The sequence below is a fragment of the Methanohalophilus sp. WG1-DM genome (assembly GCF_004104135.1).
Lineage (GTDB): Archaea > Halobacteriota > Methanosarcinia > Methanosarcinales > Methanosarcinaceae > Methanohalophilus > Methanohalophilus euhalobius.
In genome coordinates this window covers 75,199-91,921 of the sequence record NZ_RRBA01000005.1, presented here as the reverse complement: position 1 = coordinate 91,921, position 16,723 = coordinate 75,199, and the positions used below count along the sequence as shown (strand labels likewise).

Sequence of the window (16,723 nt, the reverse complement as noted above, 5' to 3'; positions counted from 1 at the left end):
ATATTAATTTATCTTATATATTATACTGCATTGAGATACCGTTTGGTTTCCCAGTCATGCACCTGTAATTTGTAGGCATCCCACTCGGCATAGGCAATCCGCAGCAGGTTCTCATGCACATGCGCACCCAACGCATCCCTGAGGAAATCATCCTTTGCCAGATGATTGGCTGCATCCAGCAGGGTTGGAGGCAGGGTTTCGATATTCCTGTCAGCAAGACCCTTGGGAGTGAGATCATAAATATTCACATCGGTGCCTTCACCCGGGTCAATCTTCTCTTTTATACCTTTCAATCCGGCAGCCAGAATCGCTGCAAAAGTAATATAGGGGTTGCAGGACGGATCGGGACTTCTCAGTTCCACACGGGTGCTCTGGCCTCTGGCGGCAGGAATCCTGACAAGGGAACTGCGGTTCGGGCCGGACCAGGTAATGTACACCGGTGCTTCATAACCCGGCACTAGGCGTTTGTAGGAATTCACCAACGGATTGGAAATTGCAGTGATACCTTTAATGTGTTCCAGGACCCCACCGATGAAATGATAGGCGATTTTGTCCAATTCTTCCTCATCCTGCGGATCAAAGAAAGCATTCTTACCATCCTTGGAAAGGGACAGATTGACATGCATCCCAGAGCCGTTTTCAGAAGTGAGAGGTTTAGGCATAAAAGTTGCATGTAGTCCATTGAGTTTTGCTATAGTACGTGTAACGTATCGGAAGGTCACCACATTGTCAGCAGTCGAGAGAGCATCATCATATTTGAAATCGATCTCATGTTGTCCGAAGGCAACTTCGTGATGTGCCGCCTCTATATTGAAACCAAGATCAATCAAGCCGAGAACAATCTCCCTGCGTATATCCTCTGCAAGGTCTGCAGGAGCAAATTCAAAATAGCGTCCGAAATCGTGGGGTTTGGTGGTTGCCTTACCATTTTCAATCTGGAAGAGGAAAAATTCCAGTTCAGGACCCACATTGAAAGAAAATCCCAGATCATGGGCTTCCTTCAGGACTCTGCGCAGGACGTACCTGGGATCACCTTCAAAAGGGGAGCCGTCCGGTTTGCAGATATCACAGACCATACGGGCTACAACTCCTTTTCCCTGATCCCAGGGGAGCAGGGCAAAAGACCTCACATCCGGTCTTAGTACCATATCGGATTCGTCTATTCTCACAAATCCTTCGATTGATGAACCGTCAAAAGAAATACCTGTTTCAAGGGCTTTTTTAACCTGCGTGACAGGAATTTCCACATCTTTGACCACACCCTGGATATCAGTGAACTGTAGTCTGATGAATTTGACATTATTGTTCTCTATCTCGTTGTATACGTCTTCCTTGCTCTTAATGTTCATTAAATCGCCTTAATAGCTTTGTACGAACTATATGAATGTGTTTTTTAGGATTAATATTGTATATCATGTTTTTGGTTTGGGAGAATGATACAGGAGAGATTGAGATAACCTTGATAAAAATCGTAGAGGATTTTATTCTGGATCCGGGAATAAACCATATATCTAAGAAAGAGGCCACAGATGAATCGGTAGTAGGACTGAAATTATTTGAAAAACCTGTTATTGGATATGCCAGTGCAAACGATGAGTTATTTGAAAAATTCAAAACCGACGAGAAGATAACACACGGTCGTTTTATTCCACCTCAAGAGTGGCTTGGAAGATGCTAAGACTGGCATATCGATTTTTTAGCCATATTCAAAACAGGTAAAACCAGGCAATAGTCGTAATATGAGGGAGCCATCAAAAGAATGGCTGCATGTTAGGCGTGAAGGCAAAAAGGCTATCGATGAACTTTCCCGGTATATTAAAGAGATTCTTACACAGAAGGGGTATTTGTGCGTTGCGCCTGGTATTGAGGATTGTTTTGAAGAGATAATAGACATCTGGCTTGATATCAATAGACCCCTTGATAACAGTGACTTTGGAAGTAATTGGTCACAAAGACACGTAGCTTATGTTGCTGGATTGGGCACCTTTGGTTTATCGAAAACCCTGATTACTAAGAAAGGAGTAGCAGGGACTTTTACAAGCCTTATCACGAACATGGAACATGAGCCTACAAAAAGGGACTATCAGGGAATTTATGATTATTGTTCCATGTGCGGAGCCTGTATCTCTAATTGCCCCCCCAAAAGCGATCACTTTTGAAGGAAAGACTATACACGTTGCTCTAAATTATAGATAATATCGCTAAAAATATGGACCCGGATATGGATGTGACAAATGTCAGGTTAAAGTTCCATGTGAAAATGGCATACCAAAAAGAAAAAATCAGTGACATGGGAATTAATGGAATGTTAAGTAATATGGAAAAACCTGAAAAATGTAAATGTTAAGAGATTGATATTAACATCATTCTTCGTAAAGAAAGATATCTTCAATTGAACATTCGAAGAATCGTGCCATCTTGAACGCCAGTTTTATGCTTGGATCGTACTTGCCTCGTTCTATGGCATTGATGGTTTGCCTTGTCACCTCCATTTCCCTGGCAAGGTGTTCCTGAGTAATATCCTTCTTTGCTCTCCAGACCTTTAGGGTATTTTTCATTCAACATCCATCCTAAAATTACATTTGTCTTTTGTACCAGTGGTAAAATCCCGCATAGGATAGCATTGTTATAGCAAACAACAGGGACACAACAGGATAGGCCTGGATATCGAATGCTGTAACCCCCAGCAATGCCATCAGTGTACCTTCGAGGATAATGAGTATGACCAGGGTTTTATGGCTGGCTTTCTCAGCAATATGAAGGATTCTTTCATCTTCAACTACGTTTCCCTTGTTTTTGAGGCGGATTTCACGAAGAGTGACCAGGAATAATGCAACTCCCGCACCTATGAAAGCCCCACCTGCCCCGCTCGGATTTATGATCCGGTCCGGCTCAAAAATGTGAATACCTGAACCTATCAGGAACAATATGAATCCAACAATTAACATATCTGTTTCTTTGACTTGCATATAACTCGCTATGTGAAGTATACATTACATTTTGTACATATAACTTTTCATAAAGGCATGTTATTGCTACATATTGTCATGTATATTTTGAGCGAAATGTGAACCGTTCATGATCAAATTGAACACATTACTCGATCGACCATATTAGGCAACCCTTTTACTAGTAAAACTTATATAATATGAAGTCTACAGTCAGTTACCGGTTTCCTAATAGAGAGGTGAATGAGAAGTATGTTAAAAAATATGGAAAAGTTTGGAAAATTAATGATACTAACCTGTGTGATACTTATTGCATTGTCATCACCAGGAGCAGCTGTTACGGCAGAAGAAAATGCGCAGGCAATCAATGACGTGCAGACAGCACTTACTTTTGTCTGGCTACTGGTAGCAAGTGCCCTTGTATTCTTCATGCATACCGGGTTCTCATTGGTAGAAATCGGACTTACCAGAAGTAAGAACACGGCAAACATCCTCATGAAAAACTTCATGACCATTACCCTCGGCATTTTGGTCTACTGGGCTGTGGGTTGGGGAGTTATGTACGGTGCTGATGCCGCAGGCCTGATAGGGACTGACCAGTTCCTCCTTATGGGGGTCGATAATGCGACTTTCAACGGCTGGTTCTTCCAGATGGTCTTTGCAGCGACCGGAGCAACGATTGTATCAGGAGCAATGGCTGAGAGGACCGGTTTTAAGGCTTATCTGGTCTATTGTATTCTGATGGTCGCCATTATATACCCCGTATACGGACACTGGGTCTGGAGCGGAGCTGATGCAGCACTCCTGACCGGGGCTGAAAGCCCGATCGTAAAGGCTATCGGGGTTGCACACCACGACTTTGCCGGATCAGGGGTAGTACACTCCATTGGCGGATACGCTGCTCTGGCTGGAGTGCTCCTTGTCGGAGCAAGGATTGGCAAGTTCAGGAACGGAAAACCCCTTGCTATTCCGGGTCACAACCTGACCTACGCTTTCATGGGGACTTTGATCCTTGCCCTTGGCTGGATAGGATTCAACGGAGGAAGTACACTTGACGGAAACGACCCTTACATGAATCTCGTTGTTGTCAACACCTTCCTTTCAGCCGCCGCCGGAGCGGTCATGGTAATGTTGATCACCTGGATGAAAACCGGAAAGCCTGACCCGTCCCTTACCGCAAACGGACTTCTGGGAGGGCTTGTTGCAATTACCGCTCCCTGTGGATCTGTCTCCAACGGAGCATCTATCGTGATCGGAATTATTGCAGGAATTATTATCTACGCAGGGGTCATGTTCAACGAAAATGTCCTCAAAGTAGACGACCCTGTAGGTGCCATCGCAGTGCACGGGTACTGCGGAAGCTGGGGCCTGCTTTCAGTAGGACTCTTCTCAATAGGGATAGGAAACGGAATTCTTGCAAATGCAGCTTATGCAGCTGAAGTTCCCGGACTGCTCTACGGAGGCGGTGTCGGTTTACTTGCAATCCAAGCAGTAGGAGTAATCCTGAGCGTCGTATGGGCTTTCGGGATATCATATATAATCTTCAAGATCATTGACGCGGTTATCGGACTGCGGGTTCCTGAGGAGATAGAAATCATGGGCCTGGATATCGCCGAACACGACATTAGGGCATACCCTGAACACCAGTTAATAGAGGACTGAGGTGATTGGAATGTACAAGGTAGAAGCAATCATAAAACCCACTAAATTACATGAAGTAAAAGATTCTCTTGAGGAAGCAGGATTTGCAAGCCTCACTGTGACCGAGGTTAAAGGAAGAGGGCAGCAAAAAGGGATGGTGCAGCAGTGGAGAGGAAGGAAATACTGTGTAGACCTCCTTCCCAAGACCAAAATAGAGATCGTGCTGTCTGAAGATGAAATCGATGAAGTTGTCGAGCTTATCCGGAAAACAGCTTCCACCGGAGAAATCGGGGACGGAAAAATCTTCATATACCCGGTAAAATCCGTGGTCAGGATCCGTACCGGGGAAAAAGACGGGGATGCACTCTGAAGGCATCCCTTTCTCATTTTTCTTTTTTTGAAGTTCCAAAGAGGCTAAAAAATAAGAAAACAGATCATATCAGTTGAACTGTACCAGAATATGTAAGACGAGTTAGAATATTTTAGAGATTCTAACATTTATTTGAAACAACTCCACTATTAGTAGGTATCCATAATGTCAGAATCCGAATTATTATCAAAACTCAACCCCAAAAATGTACACTTCGAGGTCCCTCGGGGATATGGCATGTCCGTTATCAAACTCTATTTTTGGGTAGGACTCGTATCCGCAATTCTCCTCAGGGTTATAATAATAGCCGACCACTACAGCGCATTCTATGCAAAAGTGATCTGGTATCTCGGAGTTGCAGGATACCTTTGGTTTTTCATGCACAGATACCATATAGCAAAGCGCAGGTTCAGTGTAATCAATGACCTTGAACTGCTAAAAAAGGTCCGAAACCAGCAAAATCTCTCGGAAAAAGATATTGAAGGGCTTAATTATCTGCTCTGGAGCCTCTCGGTTTCCAAAGAAAGTTCAAACTATCTGATTATCTCGGTATTTTCCGTGCTTGCAATCGTTTTATCTCTTGTCCTGGACCTGGGCATCCTACATATTTAAATGCTACCTGCAGGGTCCCTATTACTTTTTTATAAATTGTTATTTCTACAGAGCCCAAAAGACATTTTCCGAGTTGGTGTTTTGATCAGGAAATAGGTTATTTGACTACAACGTAGGGTACTTTATGGCAAGCCCTGACCCTGAGCAAACTATAAATAGAACCGATACGGTAAACGATTAGTTATTAGTGACAAAAGTCACATTCATACATTAAGGAGTAATTAAAGATGGGCAATCTTAGACAACCAAATGCAAATGAAGCAACAAGGACTTTCAACAGGTCCAAAAGTGTTGCCCCGATGTCCGGAATCTGCACACGCTGTGTAGATGGATGCCGTGGTAACTGTGAAATATTCAAATCATCATTCAGGGGACGTGAAGTCCTTTATCCAGGGCCTTTCGGAGAAATAACTGCCGGTGCAGACAAGGAATATCCTGTAGACTATTCTCACCTTAACATACAGGGATATGCAGTGGGTGCAGTTGGTCTCCCTGAGGGAATGGAAGCCAGCCCCGAAACCGCAAGGTTCCCCAACGTAGACACCGAAACCGAATACGGATGGAACAAAAAAGTAAAAATGAGGCTGCCCGCATTCACCGGTGCCCTCGGTTCCACCGACATCGCAAGGAAAAACTGGAACGAGTTCGCCGTTGGTGCAGCAATCACCGGAATCACCCTTGTATGTGGTGAAAACGTGTGCGGAATCGACCCGGAACTCAAACGTGACAACAACGGTCTGGTCACCGAGTCACCGGAAATGGACAGAAGGATCGCAGCCTACAACAAGTTCCACGAAGGCTACGGTGAAATGCTTGTCCAGATGAACGTAGAAGACACCAAACTCGGTGTTGCAGAATACATCTCCAGCAAACACGAAATGGACACCCTTGAACTCAAATGGGGACAGGGAGCCAAATGTATCGGTGGAGAAATAAAGGTCCGTGACCTTGACCGTGCACTTGAACTCAAAAGACGTGGCTACATCGTAACCCCTGACCCCGAAAATGCAGCCGTCCAGGAAGCTTACAAGGTCGGTGCAATCAGAGAATTCGAACGCCACTCAAGACTTGGTTTTGTTGACAAGGAAGGCTTCCTCGAAGAAGTTGACCGTCTCAGATCCATCGGCTATGACCGTATCACCTTAAAGACCGGTGCCTACTCCATGGTTGAAGCCGCAATGGCACTCAAATACTCTTCCGAAGCAAAGATCGACCTGCTCACCTTCGATGGTGCACCAGGTGGTACAGGTATGAGCCCCTGGCCAATGATGGAAGAATGGGGTATCCCAACGTTCTATCTCCAGTCCCTTGTATATGAGTTCGCAGAAAAACTCAACAACAAAGGCGAAAGAGTACCCGACCTTGCAATGGCCGGTGGATTCTCCAGTGAAGATGGTATCTACAAAGCACTTGCAATGGGTTCCCCATACTTCAAGGCAGTATGCATGGGCCGTGGTCTCATGATACCAGGAATGGTCGGTAAGAACATCGGCAAATGGCTCGATGAAGATAACCTGCCAAAAACCGTCTCCGAATTCGGCCACCGTCCAGAGGAAATCTTTGTCCACTACGAAGACCTGGAAGAACGCTATGGTGAAGATGTCAAGGACATCCCACTCGGTGCAATGGGTATCTACTCCTACGGAGAAAAACTCAAAGTCGGTCTGCAGCAGCTCATGGCCGGTTCACGTAGATTTAACATCAACACGCTGTCCCGCAAAGACGTAATGGCTCTTACAGAAGAAGCCGCAGAAGTCTCAGGCATCGATTATGTCATGAATGCCTACAGAGACGTAGCAGAACAGATTCTGGACGAATAAGGGTAAATACCCTTATTTTACTTCCTTTTTTAAAAAAATATATAAGAGAGCAGCTTTGCATGCTGCCAGCTTTAAATGAACTTTACTCCCACATCATCCATATTGTTCCTGGCTGCTATGTTTATCAGCAGAGGAGTGAGAGATTCGATCATGGAAGAAGCCTCAAGAGGGCCTGCATCCAATGATCTCAAATTTGGTATATCATCTGTGAGTTTGCAGATAACTTCTTTTGAAGCCATATCATTCCCACAGATAGCAATATCATAATCCAGCTCAAGAGAGAGGTCTTCAAGATGTTTGGCAGGAACATTGTGAAAACCCGATACCAGTCGAATGTCTTGGGGGAGGAGTTGTGCAATTTCCTCGGCGGCACTGCCACCGGCAGGTTGTGTATAGCAGAAATATTCCGCATTGTATGCAGAATCCCGTACATCGACTTCCATATGTTTTGCATCTGGAACGATACAGCAGCTGTCCTTTTCCATAGGAACAACCACAGAAACCACAATCTGGTCATGAAGCACGGGAGTAATAGTTTCAATAACTGATGAAACATGACGATACTTTATTGCAAGCAATACGACATCGGCCATTTGCGCAGCTGTTTTATTATCTAAACCTTCAAAGGAGCCTTTCTTTCCAAGACCTTCCAGCATACGCCTGTACTCTTTTGCAGCTGAAGACGCTCTTTCTGCATTTCTTGAGCCAATGATGATATCGTGAAGACTGCCCCACCGCAGAGCAAAGCCTTTACCAATATGTCCCGTGCCGCCCAGTATCGCTATTTTCATGAACCTTTCATCTCTCATAATAACGTTTATACCTATTGGTTGTCAGACGTCAGATATATAACGGAGAATGCTGGTACTCCTATTTGCGTATTGTAAGGTCCTTGCACAAGAATATGGCACAAGCCATTCGATGAGTGTACAGACAACCTCAGTACGCTACAGCAGGAGACGGTGTGACATTACGCCTGTCACGAGGGTAACCGGGATGGACAGCGGATATTCCATAGGATGATATCCTGGAGTTAGTGCGTCGGGTTACAGCATCGCTCTCCACAAAATATAGTTGATGGAATAATATGCCTATCCGGGATGCCATACATACAAAGGGGAATGGTTGTATAATTGATTTTGAAATAAATCCCGGCTCCAGCAAACTGGTAGTTCCTTCTGGTTATAATATCTGGCGCAAAAGGGTAGAGGGCAAATTAACCGAACCCGCACAAAAGGGAAGAGCCAACGACCAGCTTATACAAGAGCTCAGTCATATATTTAAAATAAAAAGCTCCTCCATAACCATTGTATCCGGTGCAAAAACTACCAAAAAGTAGGTATATCTTGAAAATGTGGGCCCAAAAGCAGCAGAAGATGTTCTGGAGCAATACCTGTGAGAAAATAATATGCACAAAGTTACAAATGTCCTGATCCTGCTAAAAAGCATGATTTACGAAAGTACCGGTCCACTGGAGACCCTTAGATTTGCAAAGCACTACAGTGAACAGGGCCTGAATGTAAATATAGTCCTCTTTGGTCCCATGGGAGTAATGCTTGCCAAGAAGAATAAAGCAGGAGCACTGGAATACGACCAGAAAATCGATGAATGTATGAATCTGGGTGTGAACTTTATGTGTTGCAAACTTGGTTCTTCACTTGTAGGGCTCAAATATGAAGAAATGATACCGGGCATCGAGATGGTCGAACCTGAAGCTATTGCTGATACCATTCTGGAATTTAGCCAGAAACAACAACTTATTATTACGCTTTAAAAAAGATTACAGGGATTTGATATAATCCCTGACCTGCTGGGCAGTACCTACAGCCTTGAAGGCCCCGAGGAACATGAGGGTCTCAGCATAGACCTTTGCATCAATGACACGCCTTGTGTTCTCATCAACAGCATCTATGCGGTCAAAGAACTGCTTTACTGCATATTTGCTGAATTTGCCGAATATCTCATTATCACCCTTTTCGGGAGCTTTACTGCGGAAATTCTCAATAGTCCATTTCCGGATGTCACTGAAAAGCTCAGGTTCATATATCCTGAACACTTCCCATACAATATTCTGGAAAAATGTGGCAACATTGCCCTTCAGTATATCCCCGTGAGGGAAATGCTCGTAAATGAGTTCCCTGGGAGTACCGGTAATCCCGTGCTGGGCAATCCTGACACTAAAGCCATTCTCTTTCAGGGCATCAGCAACCGCAATGGTCTGCTCTATATCAACTGAAACCTGCTGGATAAGATTTCCATTTGTGTCATAGGTGTTCCCATGGGCACTACCGTTTGCGATTGCGATCACATGTGGATATACACCGTTTTCATTAAGCGCTTTGATGAAGGTTACTGCTTCTTCAGGTTTGGTAAGTACCCTGCCGTTTTCATCCTCTCGGCCTATTTCACCAACCTCAACTTCAAGCCCGTACTTACGACCATCCATTTTATCCTGGATATGATGGGCGATCTCTGTAGTTGCATCAATATTTCGGGAGAGTTCTTCCCGGAGATTGCCACCCTGGAAATTGAAAAGATGGGAAGCATCGATTGCAAAAGAGGTATATCCTGCATCAATCTGCCCACTTACAAGTTGCCTTGTGGATTCAATATCCTCAGGAGTACCTTTTTTGATTCCAATATGATCTGCATGCAGAGACCATACATCCAGACCAACTTCATTGGCGGTTTTTTTGCATCTTTTTGAAAATTCAGCCGGGGTCATACCTGAATAACCACCGTCCAGATCGGATTCAGAACGGGCGAGTTCTACTATCAGGGGAGCATCTGCATCTTTGGCTGCCTTCATAATCCCACGCATAACAAGAGAGATACGCGGATTTGCAGCGAGTATTATGGTATCTTTATCCAGCAAACTGTTAAATAAATAGGAACTTGGCAACGGTTCATATTTGGATTCACTCATATCTTTTAAACCTCATTCTGTTTTATGGTACCTACATGTACCTTGCAATTCATAATGATTTCTGTCCGGGAATACACACCATAAGGAATAAATAGAAAAACTAGAATTTCTCACAAAAAACGACAGGAGGAGAAAGATGGAAGAATTGCTTAAACTCAAGGACAAACTTGAAAAAATGACGTCTGCCGAACTCTATGAATATGTAAAGGAGAACTATCCGGAAAAACCCGATGCGGGTCTGGGAAAGAAAAAACTGGTAATCCGCAGGATCTTGAATCTGGAAAGAGAAAAAATGAACAAGTGAGAGTGAACCTCTCAGAAACCAGCGAGCATAGGCTGGATCACCAGTTTATATATTACAAATCCCAAAAGGAAGATAACGATCAAAACAAGAATTGCGACCAAAAAGCATTCCCTGTTCAATTTCTTATTTCTATCTTTGCAAAAATGCATAGATATACCCCCGAGAAAAGGGTAGTATCCAATAGTATATCAACCTTCTGAAGGAAAAAAGAGGCCTTTTCAGGCCTCTTCATCTATCAGGCGGGTACCAACTCCCATAATCCTGATTTTGGTTTCCATTGGGAAATCCCAACCTTGTGGCACAATCTCATCCTTCTTGACGTCAATTTCCACATGATCCGGGTCCAATCCGGCGTCTTCCATGTATTGCATGACCATGGATTGTCCTGTTTCCCTGGCGTATTTTATAGCATCTTTATACTCATAGAAACTCTGTCGCCCTTTTTCGGAAAATACATAGTATTCCCAATCAGGGGCTGCCATGGAAGCAGGCCTGATAAGGAAATCAACCCTTCTTACACCTTTGGCTGCAAGGGCACCTGTGGCATTACCGACATCTGAATATTCTGGTACAATGATCTCGGCATCAATAATACTTCCAAGTATATCCTTATAAGCAACCACAGGCCCACCAATAAGAACAACCGGGATATCAACCTTAAACTTTGTAGGACAATCTATATCGAATATTTTACGAATCTCTTCTCCTGGAATGCCTTCCAGGAAAAAGGAAATCAGGTCTGAGGCCATATTCTTGGCAAAGGTTTCCTTGACATATTTGGCAAATTCCTCCCCGGTTCTCTTACACAGGGAACCCAGATATTCAGCACCTACCTCAGCTGCCTCCACATTGCAGGCAGTATAATCGCCAAGTACATGCAGAGCATCCGTGGGTGTAAAACCAATACACTGCACAAGCCTTTTCTGAATAAGGCTATCCAGAACCCTGGTTGAGGGATACCTGCCCATGCGGCTGCGTAACTCCCTCAGCGAAGTGGGGCTGCTTGAAATGGAATCAAGCAATTCCTGCTCCAGGTCATTAAGGCCCATAGCTTCATATTCGGTACGTGTAAAGAAAGTTGTGGGCTGGAAATTCATGCCGATCAAAGTTTTGGATGGCATGGGATTGATCTTGAGAAGTTCCAGGAAATCGGGATAGAGATCCGCTGCTCTGCAGAGGGGAATTACACGCCGGGGTCCGACATTCAATTTACCGTCCTTTACCCATATGTGACTGTCACCACCCATTGCAGATGTTTCCATCTTAATAGCTTTGACACGGGTCTTCCATCCACCTACAACCGCCCCCATCTCACTCATTTCAGGTACGCCGTCTTTTATAACCGATATATCGGTACTTGTACCTCCCACATCAATAACAGCACATGAATCATTTCCTGTCAAAAAGGAAGCTCCTACAAGGCTTCCCGCGGGTCCCGAGAAAATAGATTCAATCGGCTTTTCCAGTGCACTCTTGATACCAATTACAGAACCGTCACATTTGAGCATGAATATCTTTGGACTGATTCCCCTGGAAGTTACATCCTTTTCCACAGTGGACATGAATCTTTCTGTAATGGGCAACAGCTGAGCATTGAAAAAAGCAGTCGTTGCTCTCTCAAAGGCACCCAGGTCCTGAGAAAGCTCGTGTGCACATACCACTGAAAATTACCAGTACCCACACGATACTTAAACCGATTGCAACGAGAAGATACCCTGTCTTCCTTTCTGAAGCCAGGAAGCCGGCGCCTCCTCCCAATACATCCAGAGCCCCGATATAAGCGATCACTTTAAGGATATAACTCAAACTGTAAGTTTGAGGGTGAGTACTTATTCCTGAAAGATGCCCGTAAATCATAAGGCTGGTTATTGGTACCACTCCTACTACAATCCCTCCCACCTTCTCTTTTGTGACCCATCCATAAATAATCGGTATAACAGGCAAAAGAAAAACCATTTCACCAAGTGCTATTTTATTGCCTGTTGTTTCTTCAAGTGCGTGCTCGAATGCATCGATGTTCATAAAAAATATGACTATCAATACTGATAAAATTATTGAATATATTAATGTAGTATTCTGAATATATTTTGTATATTTCTGTAAATCCATATAATTTCCTCAAAAATAAGAAGGTGATCAAATCACCTTCTATTTATAGCGCAGCCTTTACAGTTTTAACTTCCGACCTTAAATATACAGGTCGCTTCTCCGTCACAGAATGGTTCCTGATTTGGAGTTCCTTCTTCATTGTCGAGTTCCTCATAATCATAAAGTACCCACCAGTTAGAAACATCATTATCAAAGAAACCAGCAACCAGGTCTTCAGCAGTTTCAAATTCAATCACTTCATGGAGTGGCAGGCTGTCACGATGTGCATTTCCAACAATATCTTGAGTGGAAAGATCAAATAATCTAACATGATAGCGCTCAGTAAGCAAACCTGTTTTATCGTCTGCCACACCTTCGTCTAAAACCCAATCATATTGCGGATCAGATACATACTGGTTATGCTCATATGGATAAGCTACGCTAACCCAACCTTCATCCAATATTTTTCCCTTTATTGTGTTCATATTGGTTCCTTCCCATGCCAGATTAATCGGATCAGCTCTGGTATATACACCGTAGTATTCAGACCACGTGTATTGCGGGTATTCATACCCTATGTCCCACCATTCAAATGGGTCAGTTTCCGTAGTCATTACCACTGTTTTTTCAGTTACAGTGATTCTTTGGTTCCCTTCGGTAAGAGCAAAAGTTTCACCATTTAATGACAGCGCTTTTTCGGCATTTTCAGGAACTTTAAGTTTTTCCATCTTTTCGAACTTATTGATTCCTAGATTCTTTTTCAGTTCTCTGCCGGTGTAGGTCTCTTTGATTTCAATCAATCCGTCTTTGTACGTGTATGTCTTGGTTGAAGTGACATTCAAAGTATGGTTCTGCATCCATTGTTCAGTCTGTTCTTTCATCCAAAGTTTAGTTTCTTCATCCTTTTGGGTTTCCATTATCCATTGTTTTAGTTCTTTTGGCATCTGTACTTTGTCAGATGTGCTTGAATCTGCACACACAGCTGGTACAAAAACCAAGTTTAACAGCAATATTGCTGCAAGCATTGCACCTATGCCAAATTTAACACTTGTTTTCATCGATTTACCTCTTTGATTTTACTCCAGAGGCAAAGCTATGTTTATATAATGTAAAGAGCAAACTAGCTCTGCCTCTGGGCCGATGTGGGGTTCTGGTTGGTTAACATTCATTGGAACTCCACATTGTAAATATATAATATCTGCATGATACTTATTGTTTGTGCAGGTATAATTTCATCACATGCATTTATATTAATCATTTAGATTAATCCAGTCTCTTTAATCCTATAAGTCACACAACTATTAGGCAATCGGACGAAAAATATTAATCGGCTTCTCTCGCTTTATCCAGTATGGAAAACAAACTGGCAGTGGTCTTTGACAGTGCGGGAACATTGTTGCATATGTACCGGGTTGCCAGGGACATTTCCGATGGAGCAATGCTGGAAGATATAGAAAGCACGATGCTGGTGGCAGGTCGCAAAGGCAGGGCACTCGTAGTGCTTCATGCCGACATGGAAATGATACTGGAGGCCCAACCCCACCGGTTAATTTCGGATTTCATGGAAAAAGAACACGTAGAGCTGGATGTGAGTTGTTCCAATGGAGAGGTATCCCCTTCGGAAATCTCAAAAATCGTCCAGCAAAGCGATGTGGTGCTTGGGGATGTCCAGGAAGTATTTTGCAGGGTAAAGACTCGTTGTCCTAATATATTTTACCTGGCTTGTGGGTTTATAGTAGATGTTGTTGAGCAGTCAGTAACCTATGTGGTTAGTACCGGAGGGCGCCTTTATCCTGAAAGCAAGGATACTTTGCAAGCTCTTCATCAGAGGGGAGCGGGTCTTTATATTGCCTCAGGAGATAGCATGAAAAACCTGAGCAGGCTCTCTCGTTGCATCGGTGTTCCTATTGATGGGGTTTTTGATATCGCCTCTACATTTGACAAGGAAAGAATAGTTCAGGATCTAAAAAAAAAGTACAATAAAGTCATTATGGTAGGGGACGGAATGAATGATATGCTGGCATTAAGGTCCGCTGATATAGGAATTCTTACAGTTCAGCAGGGTGACTCCCGCCCTTCAAGATTGCAGGAATCTGCTGATGTAGTGGTGGGCAATATTTCCGAGGTTGTCAGATTTGCAGATGAGGCAATTTCATCTTAACGCTACCGGAAGCAGTTTTTCAGAAGTTAACAGCGATATAATTATGCGTTACGTTTATGTAGTGTTCAATGCAATCCAGATATAAAATACCAGATTTAAATTTTTGGTTATGTTGGGCCTGCTCACAGGTTTATGGTTTTGTGCATACCGTGCAAAAAGTTAAGTACATATACGACTGTATAATCTCAAAACAGGTCTGATAATATCCATGTTGGAGGGACTCAAATGTCATTATTCATCGAGATCAAAGACCTTACCATTTCTTATAATGGTGCAGCGGTCTTAAAAAATATCAATCTCAACATAAATGAAGGTGAAGTTGTCGGAATCCTGGGGAAAAGCGGTTCCGGTAAAACTGTATTGATGCATGCGCTTCGTGGTGCAGAGGAATTAAATGAAATCACAGGTTCAATAATCTATCACGTTGCACGCTGTGAAAAATGTGGTTATATAGAACCGCCCAGTATGGTGGGGAAGGCCTGTTCGCATTGCGAGAACGGTAAATTTGGAGCCTTCGAAGCGGATTTTGCAAAACTTGGTATTCATAATAATGAACGCAGGGCAGTATCCCGTAGAGTTGCGATTATGCTCCAGAGGACCTTTGCCCTTTATGGTGATGACAGGGTAATTGCCAATGTAGTAAATTCCCTGACAGAAATTGGTTATAGTGGCCCCGATGCGATGGAACGTGCCGTAGAACTGCTGGAAGAAGTCCGTCTTTCTCACAGGATGATGCACGTGGCCCGTGATTTAAGTGGTGGGGAGAAACAGAGGGTAGTTCTTGCGCGCCAGCTTGTGAGAGATCCCATGCTGCTGCTTGCCGACGAACCTACAGGAACCCTAGACCCCAGGACAGCAAAAGTTGTACATGATGTTATAGAGGATACTGTTTCATCCCACAACATGACAATGGTAATCACTTCTCACTGGTCGGATGTCATTGAAGACCTGGCCGATAGGGCAATTCTCCTCGAGGAAGGGGAAATTGTATGTGAAGGTGATGCCTGTGATGTCTCCCGCGACTTTATGAAAATGGTTACTGATATTGGAGAATGGAAAAAAGCCAATGTAGGCGAGGACATCATCAGGGTGGAGAACCTCGTTAAAAAATACATCTCCGTTTCAAGAGGTGTGGTCTATGCCGTAGGCGGTGTGAGCTTTAATGTGAAGGAAGGTGAGATATTCGGGCTTGCAGGTACCAGTGGCGCAGGGAAGACCACGACTTCTGAAATGCTCATGGGCAATGTACAACCAACAAGCGGGGCAGTGCATGTTCGCGTTGGTGATGAGTGGGTGAATATGAGGGAACCCGGAGCTGACAACAGGGGTCGTGCGGTTCGCTACATGGGTATCCTGCATCAGGAATATGGTCTGTACACACACAGGACAATCATTGATAATCTGACTGAATCAATCGGGGTTGATCTTCCCTACGAACTTGCTACCAGGAAGGCTATCAATACCCTTGTGACAACCGGTTTTACTGAAAACAAAGCCAAATCCATCCTCCCTAAGATGGCCGATGAGATTAGTGAAGGAGAGAGGCACAGGGTTGCTCTGGCCCAGATTTTAATGAAAGAGCCAAATATCATTTTAATGGATGAACCAACCGGCACAATGGATCCGATCACAAGGACCGAGGTAACCAAATCCATCCTAAAGGCAAGGGAAGAGATGGGCAATACATTTGTGATCGTGTCACATGATATGGATTTCCTTAATGATATCTGTGACCGTGTAGCACTAATGAGGGATTCAAAGATAGTTGATATAGGAGAACCAGAAGCGGTTCTATCCCAGCTTACTGAAAAGGAACTTGAGGAAGTTCCTCAACAGTAACTTTATTATTAAGC

At 43.8% G+C, this 16,723-nt stretch carries 19 protein-coding genes and 1 pseudogene; 12 read left to right on the top strand and 8 right to left on the bottom strand.

Annotation, left to right across the window (positions count from 1 at the left end; translation table 11 throughout):
• Window positions 1–20 precede the first annotated feature (20 nt).
• Window positions 21–1,349 carry a type I glutamate--ammonia ligase gene (glnA, locus tag CI957_RS05420; protein ID WP_128754395.1) on the bottom strand — a complete coding sequence of 443 codons (1,329 nt, stop codon included), beginning with the start codon at window positions 1,347–1,349 and terminating at the stop codon, window positions 21–23.
• Window positions 1,350–1,459: 110 nt separating this feature from the next.
• Here glnA and CI957_RS05415 point away from each other — a divergent pair, with 110 nt between their 5' ends.
• From CI957_RS05415 to CI957_RS10620, 3 genes are all read left to right on the top strand, one after another.
• Complete coding sequence (locus CI957_RS05415; RefSeq protein WP_128754394.1) at window positions 1,460–1,678, top strand: hypothetical protein; 219 nt, start codon at window positions 1,460–1,462, stop codon at window positions 1,676–1,678.
• Between the two features lie 61 nt (window positions 1,679–1,739).
• Window positions 1,740–2,159 carry a hypothetical protein gene (locus CI957_RS05410; protein ID WP_128754393.1) on the top strand — a complete coding sequence of 140 codons (420 nt, stop codon included), beginning with the start codon at window positions 1,740–1,742 and terminating at the stop codon, window positions 2,157–2,159.
• 50 nt (window positions 2,160–2,209) lie between these two features.
• Window positions 2,210–2,347, top strand: a complete 138-nt coding sequence (locus CI957_RS10620; protein WP_164909035.1) for a hypothetical protein — start codon at window positions 2,210–2,212, stop codon at window positions 2,345–2,347.
• A 16-nt stretch (window positions 2,348–2,363) separates the two neighbouring features.
• Here the strand turns inward: CI957_RS10620 and CI957_RS05405 are convergent, their stop codons facing one another.
• Both CI957_RS05405 and CI957_RS05400 read right to left on the bottom strand, forming a co-directional pair.
• Window positions 2,364–2,558, bottom strand: a complete 195-nt coding sequence (locus CI957_RS05405) for a helix-turn-helix transcriptional regulator (protein ID WP_096712352.1) — start codon at window positions 2,556–2,558, stop codon at window positions 2,364–2,366.
• Between the two features lie 18 nt (window positions 2,559–2,576).
• Entirely contained in the window at window positions 2,577–2,969 is a 393-nt protein-coding gene (locus CI957_RS05400; RefSeq protein ID WP_128754392.1) for a DUF2178 domain-containing protein, read from the bottom strand.
• 231 nt (window positions 2,970–3,200) lie between these two features.
• Here CI957_RS05400 and CI957_RS05395 point away from each other — a divergent pair, with 231 nt between their 5' ends.
• The 4 genes from CI957_RS05395 to CI957_RS05380 all read left to right on the top strand — a co-directional run bounded on the left by CI957_RS05395 (window position 3,201) and on the right by CI957_RS05380 (window position 7,391).
• A complete protein-coding gene (locus CI957_RS05395) occupies window positions 3,201–4,610 on the top strand; it encodes an ammonium transporter (protein WP_128754402.1) in 1,410 nt (469 codons plus the stop codon).
• 10 nt (window positions 4,611–4,620) lie between these two features.
• Window positions 4,621–4,959, top strand: a complete 339-nt coding sequence (locus CI957_RS05390; RefSeq protein WP_172425458.1) for a P-II family nitrogen regulator — start codon at window positions 4,621–4,623, stop codon at window positions 4,957–4,959.
• Window positions 4,960–5,196: 237 nt separating this feature from the next.
• Window positions 5,197–5,571 (top strand): hypothetical protein, encoded by a 375-nt coding sequence (locus CI957_RS05385; RefSeq protein WP_241645937.1) that lies wholly within the window; start codon window positions 5,197–5,199, stop codon window positions 5,569–5,571.
• 227 nt (window positions 5,572–5,798) lie between these two features.
• Window positions 5,799–7,391: a glutamate synthase-related protein gene (locus CI957_RS05380; RefSeq protein WP_128754390.1), complete on the top strand. Its 1,593-nt coding sequence runs from the start codon at window positions 5,799–5,801 to the stop codon at window positions 7,389–7,391.
• Window positions 7,392–7,462: 71 nt separating this feature from the next.
• On the opposite strand, the gene npdG is transcribed toward CI957_RS05380, so the two are convergent.
• A complete protein-coding gene (gene npdG / locus CI957_RS05375) occupies window positions 7,463–8,200 on the bottom strand; it encodes an NADPH-dependent F420 reductase (protein WP_128754389.1) in 738 nt (245 codons plus the stop codon).
• Between the two features lie 278 nt (window positions 8,201–8,478).
• Between npdG and CI957_RS05370 the strand changes: the two genes are divergently transcribed.
• Entirely contained in the window at window positions 8,479–8,730 is a 252-nt protein-coding gene (locus CI957_RS05370) for a DUF167 domain-containing protein (RefSeq protein WP_096712359.1), read from the top strand.
• A 69-nt stretch (window positions 8,731–8,799) separates the two neighbouring features.
• Window positions 8,800–9,165 (top strand): DsrE/DsrF/DrsH-like family protein, encoded by a 366-nt coding sequence (locus CI957_RS05365; RefSeq protein ID WP_096712360.1) that lies wholly within the window; start codon window positions 8,800–8,802, stop codon window positions 9,163–9,165.
• Between the two features lie 6 nt (window positions 9,166–9,171).
• On the opposite strand, the gene CI957_RS05360 is transcribed toward CI957_RS05365, so the two are convergent.
• Window positions 9,172–10,317, bottom strand: coding sequence for a class II fructose-bisphosphate aldolase (locus tag CI957_RS05360; RefSeq protein WP_096712361.1), 1,146 nt, complete (start codon window positions 10,315–10,317; stop codon window positions 9,172–9,174).
• 136 nt (window positions 10,318–10,453) lie between these two features.
• On the opposite strand from CI957_RS05360, the gene CI957_RS10610 reads away from it, so the two are divergent.
• A complete protein-coding gene (locus CI957_RS10610) occupies window positions 10,454–10,621 on the top strand; it encodes a hypothetical protein (RefSeq protein WP_164909033.1) in 168 nt (55 codons plus the stop codon).
• A gap of 218 nt (window positions 10,622–10,839) precedes the next feature.
• Here CI957_RS10610 and CI957_RS05355 read toward each other — a convergent pair.
• The 3 genes and pseudogenes from CI957_RS05355 to CI957_RS05345 form a co-directional block, all read right to left on the bottom strand.
• A pseudogene (locus tag CI957_RS05355) lies at window positions 10,840–12,282 on the bottom strand (hydantoinase/oxoprolinase family protein); the annotation flags it as partial.
• Window positions 12,239–12,643, bottom strand: coding sequence for a hypothetical protein (locus CI957_RS05350; RefSeq protein WP_128754388.1), 405 nt, complete (start codon window positions 12,641–12,643; stop codon window positions 12,239–12,241). The pseudogene CI957_RS05355 and the gene CI957_RS05350, both read right to left, overlap by 44 nt.
• Before the next feature lie 152 nt (window positions 12,644–12,795).
• Window positions 12,796–13,767: a hypothetical protein gene (locus CI957_RS05345; RefSeq protein WP_096712363.1), complete on the bottom strand. Its 972-nt coding sequence runs from the start codon at window positions 13,765–13,767 to the stop codon at window positions 12,796–12,798.
• A 293-nt stretch (window positions 13,768–14,060) separates the two neighbouring features.
• Between CI957_RS05345 and CI957_RS05340 the strand changes: the two genes are divergently transcribed.
• Entirely contained in the window at window positions 14,061–14,870 is an 810-nt protein-coding gene (locus CI957_RS05340; RefSeq protein ID WP_128754387.1) for an HAD family hydrolase, read from the top strand.
• A gap of 225 nt (window positions 14,871–15,095) precedes the next feature.
• Window positions 15,096–16,709: a methyl coenzyme M reductase system, component A2 gene (gene atwA / locus CI957_RS05335; protein WP_128754386.1), complete on the top strand. Its 1,614-nt coding sequence runs from the start codon at window positions 15,096–15,098 to the stop codon at window positions 16,707–16,709.
• Window positions 16,710–16,723 lie beyond the last annotated feature (14 nt).

What these genes read in the sequence shown, in the direction of transcription:
- glnA (WP_128754395.1), bottom strand. Translation starts at nt 1,349, where the DNA reads ATGAACATTAAGAGCAAGGAAGACGTATACAACGAGATAGAGAACAAT.
- CI957_RS05410 (WP_128754393.1), top strand. Translation starts at nt 1,740, where the DNA reads ATGAGGGAGCCATCAAAAGAATGGCTGCATGTTAGGCGTGAAGGCAAA.
- CI957_RS10620 (WP_164909035.1), top strand. Translation starts at nt 2,210, where the DNA reads ATGGACCCGGATATGGATGTGACAAATGTCAGGTTAAAGTTCCATGTG.
- CI957_RS05405 (WP_096712352.1), bottom strand. Translation starts at nt 2,558, where the DNA reads ATGAAAAATACCCTAAAGGTCTGGAGAGCAAAGAAGGATATTACTCAG.
- CI957_RS05400 (WP_128754392.1), bottom strand. Translation starts at nt 2,969, where the DNA reads ATGCAAGTCAAAGAAACAGATATGTTAATTGTTGGATTCATATTGTTC.
- CI957_RS05395 (WP_128754402.1), top strand. Translation starts at nt 3,201, where the DNA reads ATGTTAAAAAATATGGAAAAGTTTGGAAAATTAATGATACTAACCTGT.
- CI957_RS05390 (WP_172425458.1), top strand. Translation starts at nt 4,621, where the DNA reads ATGTACAAGGTAGAAGCAATCATAAAACCCACTAAATTACATGAAGTA.
- CI957_RS05385 (WP_241645937.1), top strand. Translation starts at nt 5,197, where the DNA reads ATGTCCGTTATCAAACTCTATTTTTGGGTAGGACTCGTATCCGCAATT.
- CI957_RS05380 (WP_128754390.1), top strand. Translation starts at nt 5,799, where the DNA reads ATGGGCAATCTTAGACAACCAAATGCAAATGAAGCAACAAGGACTTTC.
- npdG (WP_128754389.1), bottom strand. Translation starts at nt 8,200, where the DNA reads ATGAGAGATGAAAGGTTCATGAAAATAGCGATACTGGGCGGCACGGGA.
- CI957_RS05370 (WP_096712359.1), top strand. Translation starts at nt 8,479, where the DNA reads ATGCCTATCCGGGATGCCATACATACAAAGGGGAATGGTTGTATAATT.
- CI957_RS05365 (WP_096712360.1), top strand. Translation starts at nt 8,800, where the DNA reads ATGCACAAAGTTACAAATGTCCTGATCCTGCTAAAAAGCATGATTTAC.
- CI957_RS05360 (WP_096712361.1), bottom strand. Translation starts at nt 10,317, where the DNA reads ATGAGTGAATCCAAATATGAACCGTTGCCAAGTTCCTATTTATTTAAC.
- CI957_RS10610 (WP_164909033.1), top strand. Translation starts at nt 10,454, where the DNA reads ATGGAAGAATTGCTTAAACTCAAGGACAAACTTGAAAAAATGACGTCT.
- CI957_RS05350 (WP_128754388.1), bottom strand. Translation starts at nt 12,643, where the DNA reads ATGAACATCGATGCATTCGAGCACGCACTTGAAGAAACAACAGGCAAT.
- CI957_RS05345 (WP_096712363.1), bottom strand. Translation starts at nt 13,767, where the DNA reads ATGAAAACAAGTGTTAAATTTGGCATAGGTGCAATGCTTGCAGCAATA.
- CI957_RS05340 (WP_128754387.1), top strand. Translation starts at nt 14,061, where the DNA reads ATGGAAAACAAACTGGCAGTGGTCTTTGACAGTGCGGGAACATTGTTG.
- atwA (WP_128754386.1), top strand. Translation starts at nt 15,096, where the DNA reads ATGTCATTATTCATCGAGATCAAAGACCTTACCATTTCTTATAATGGT.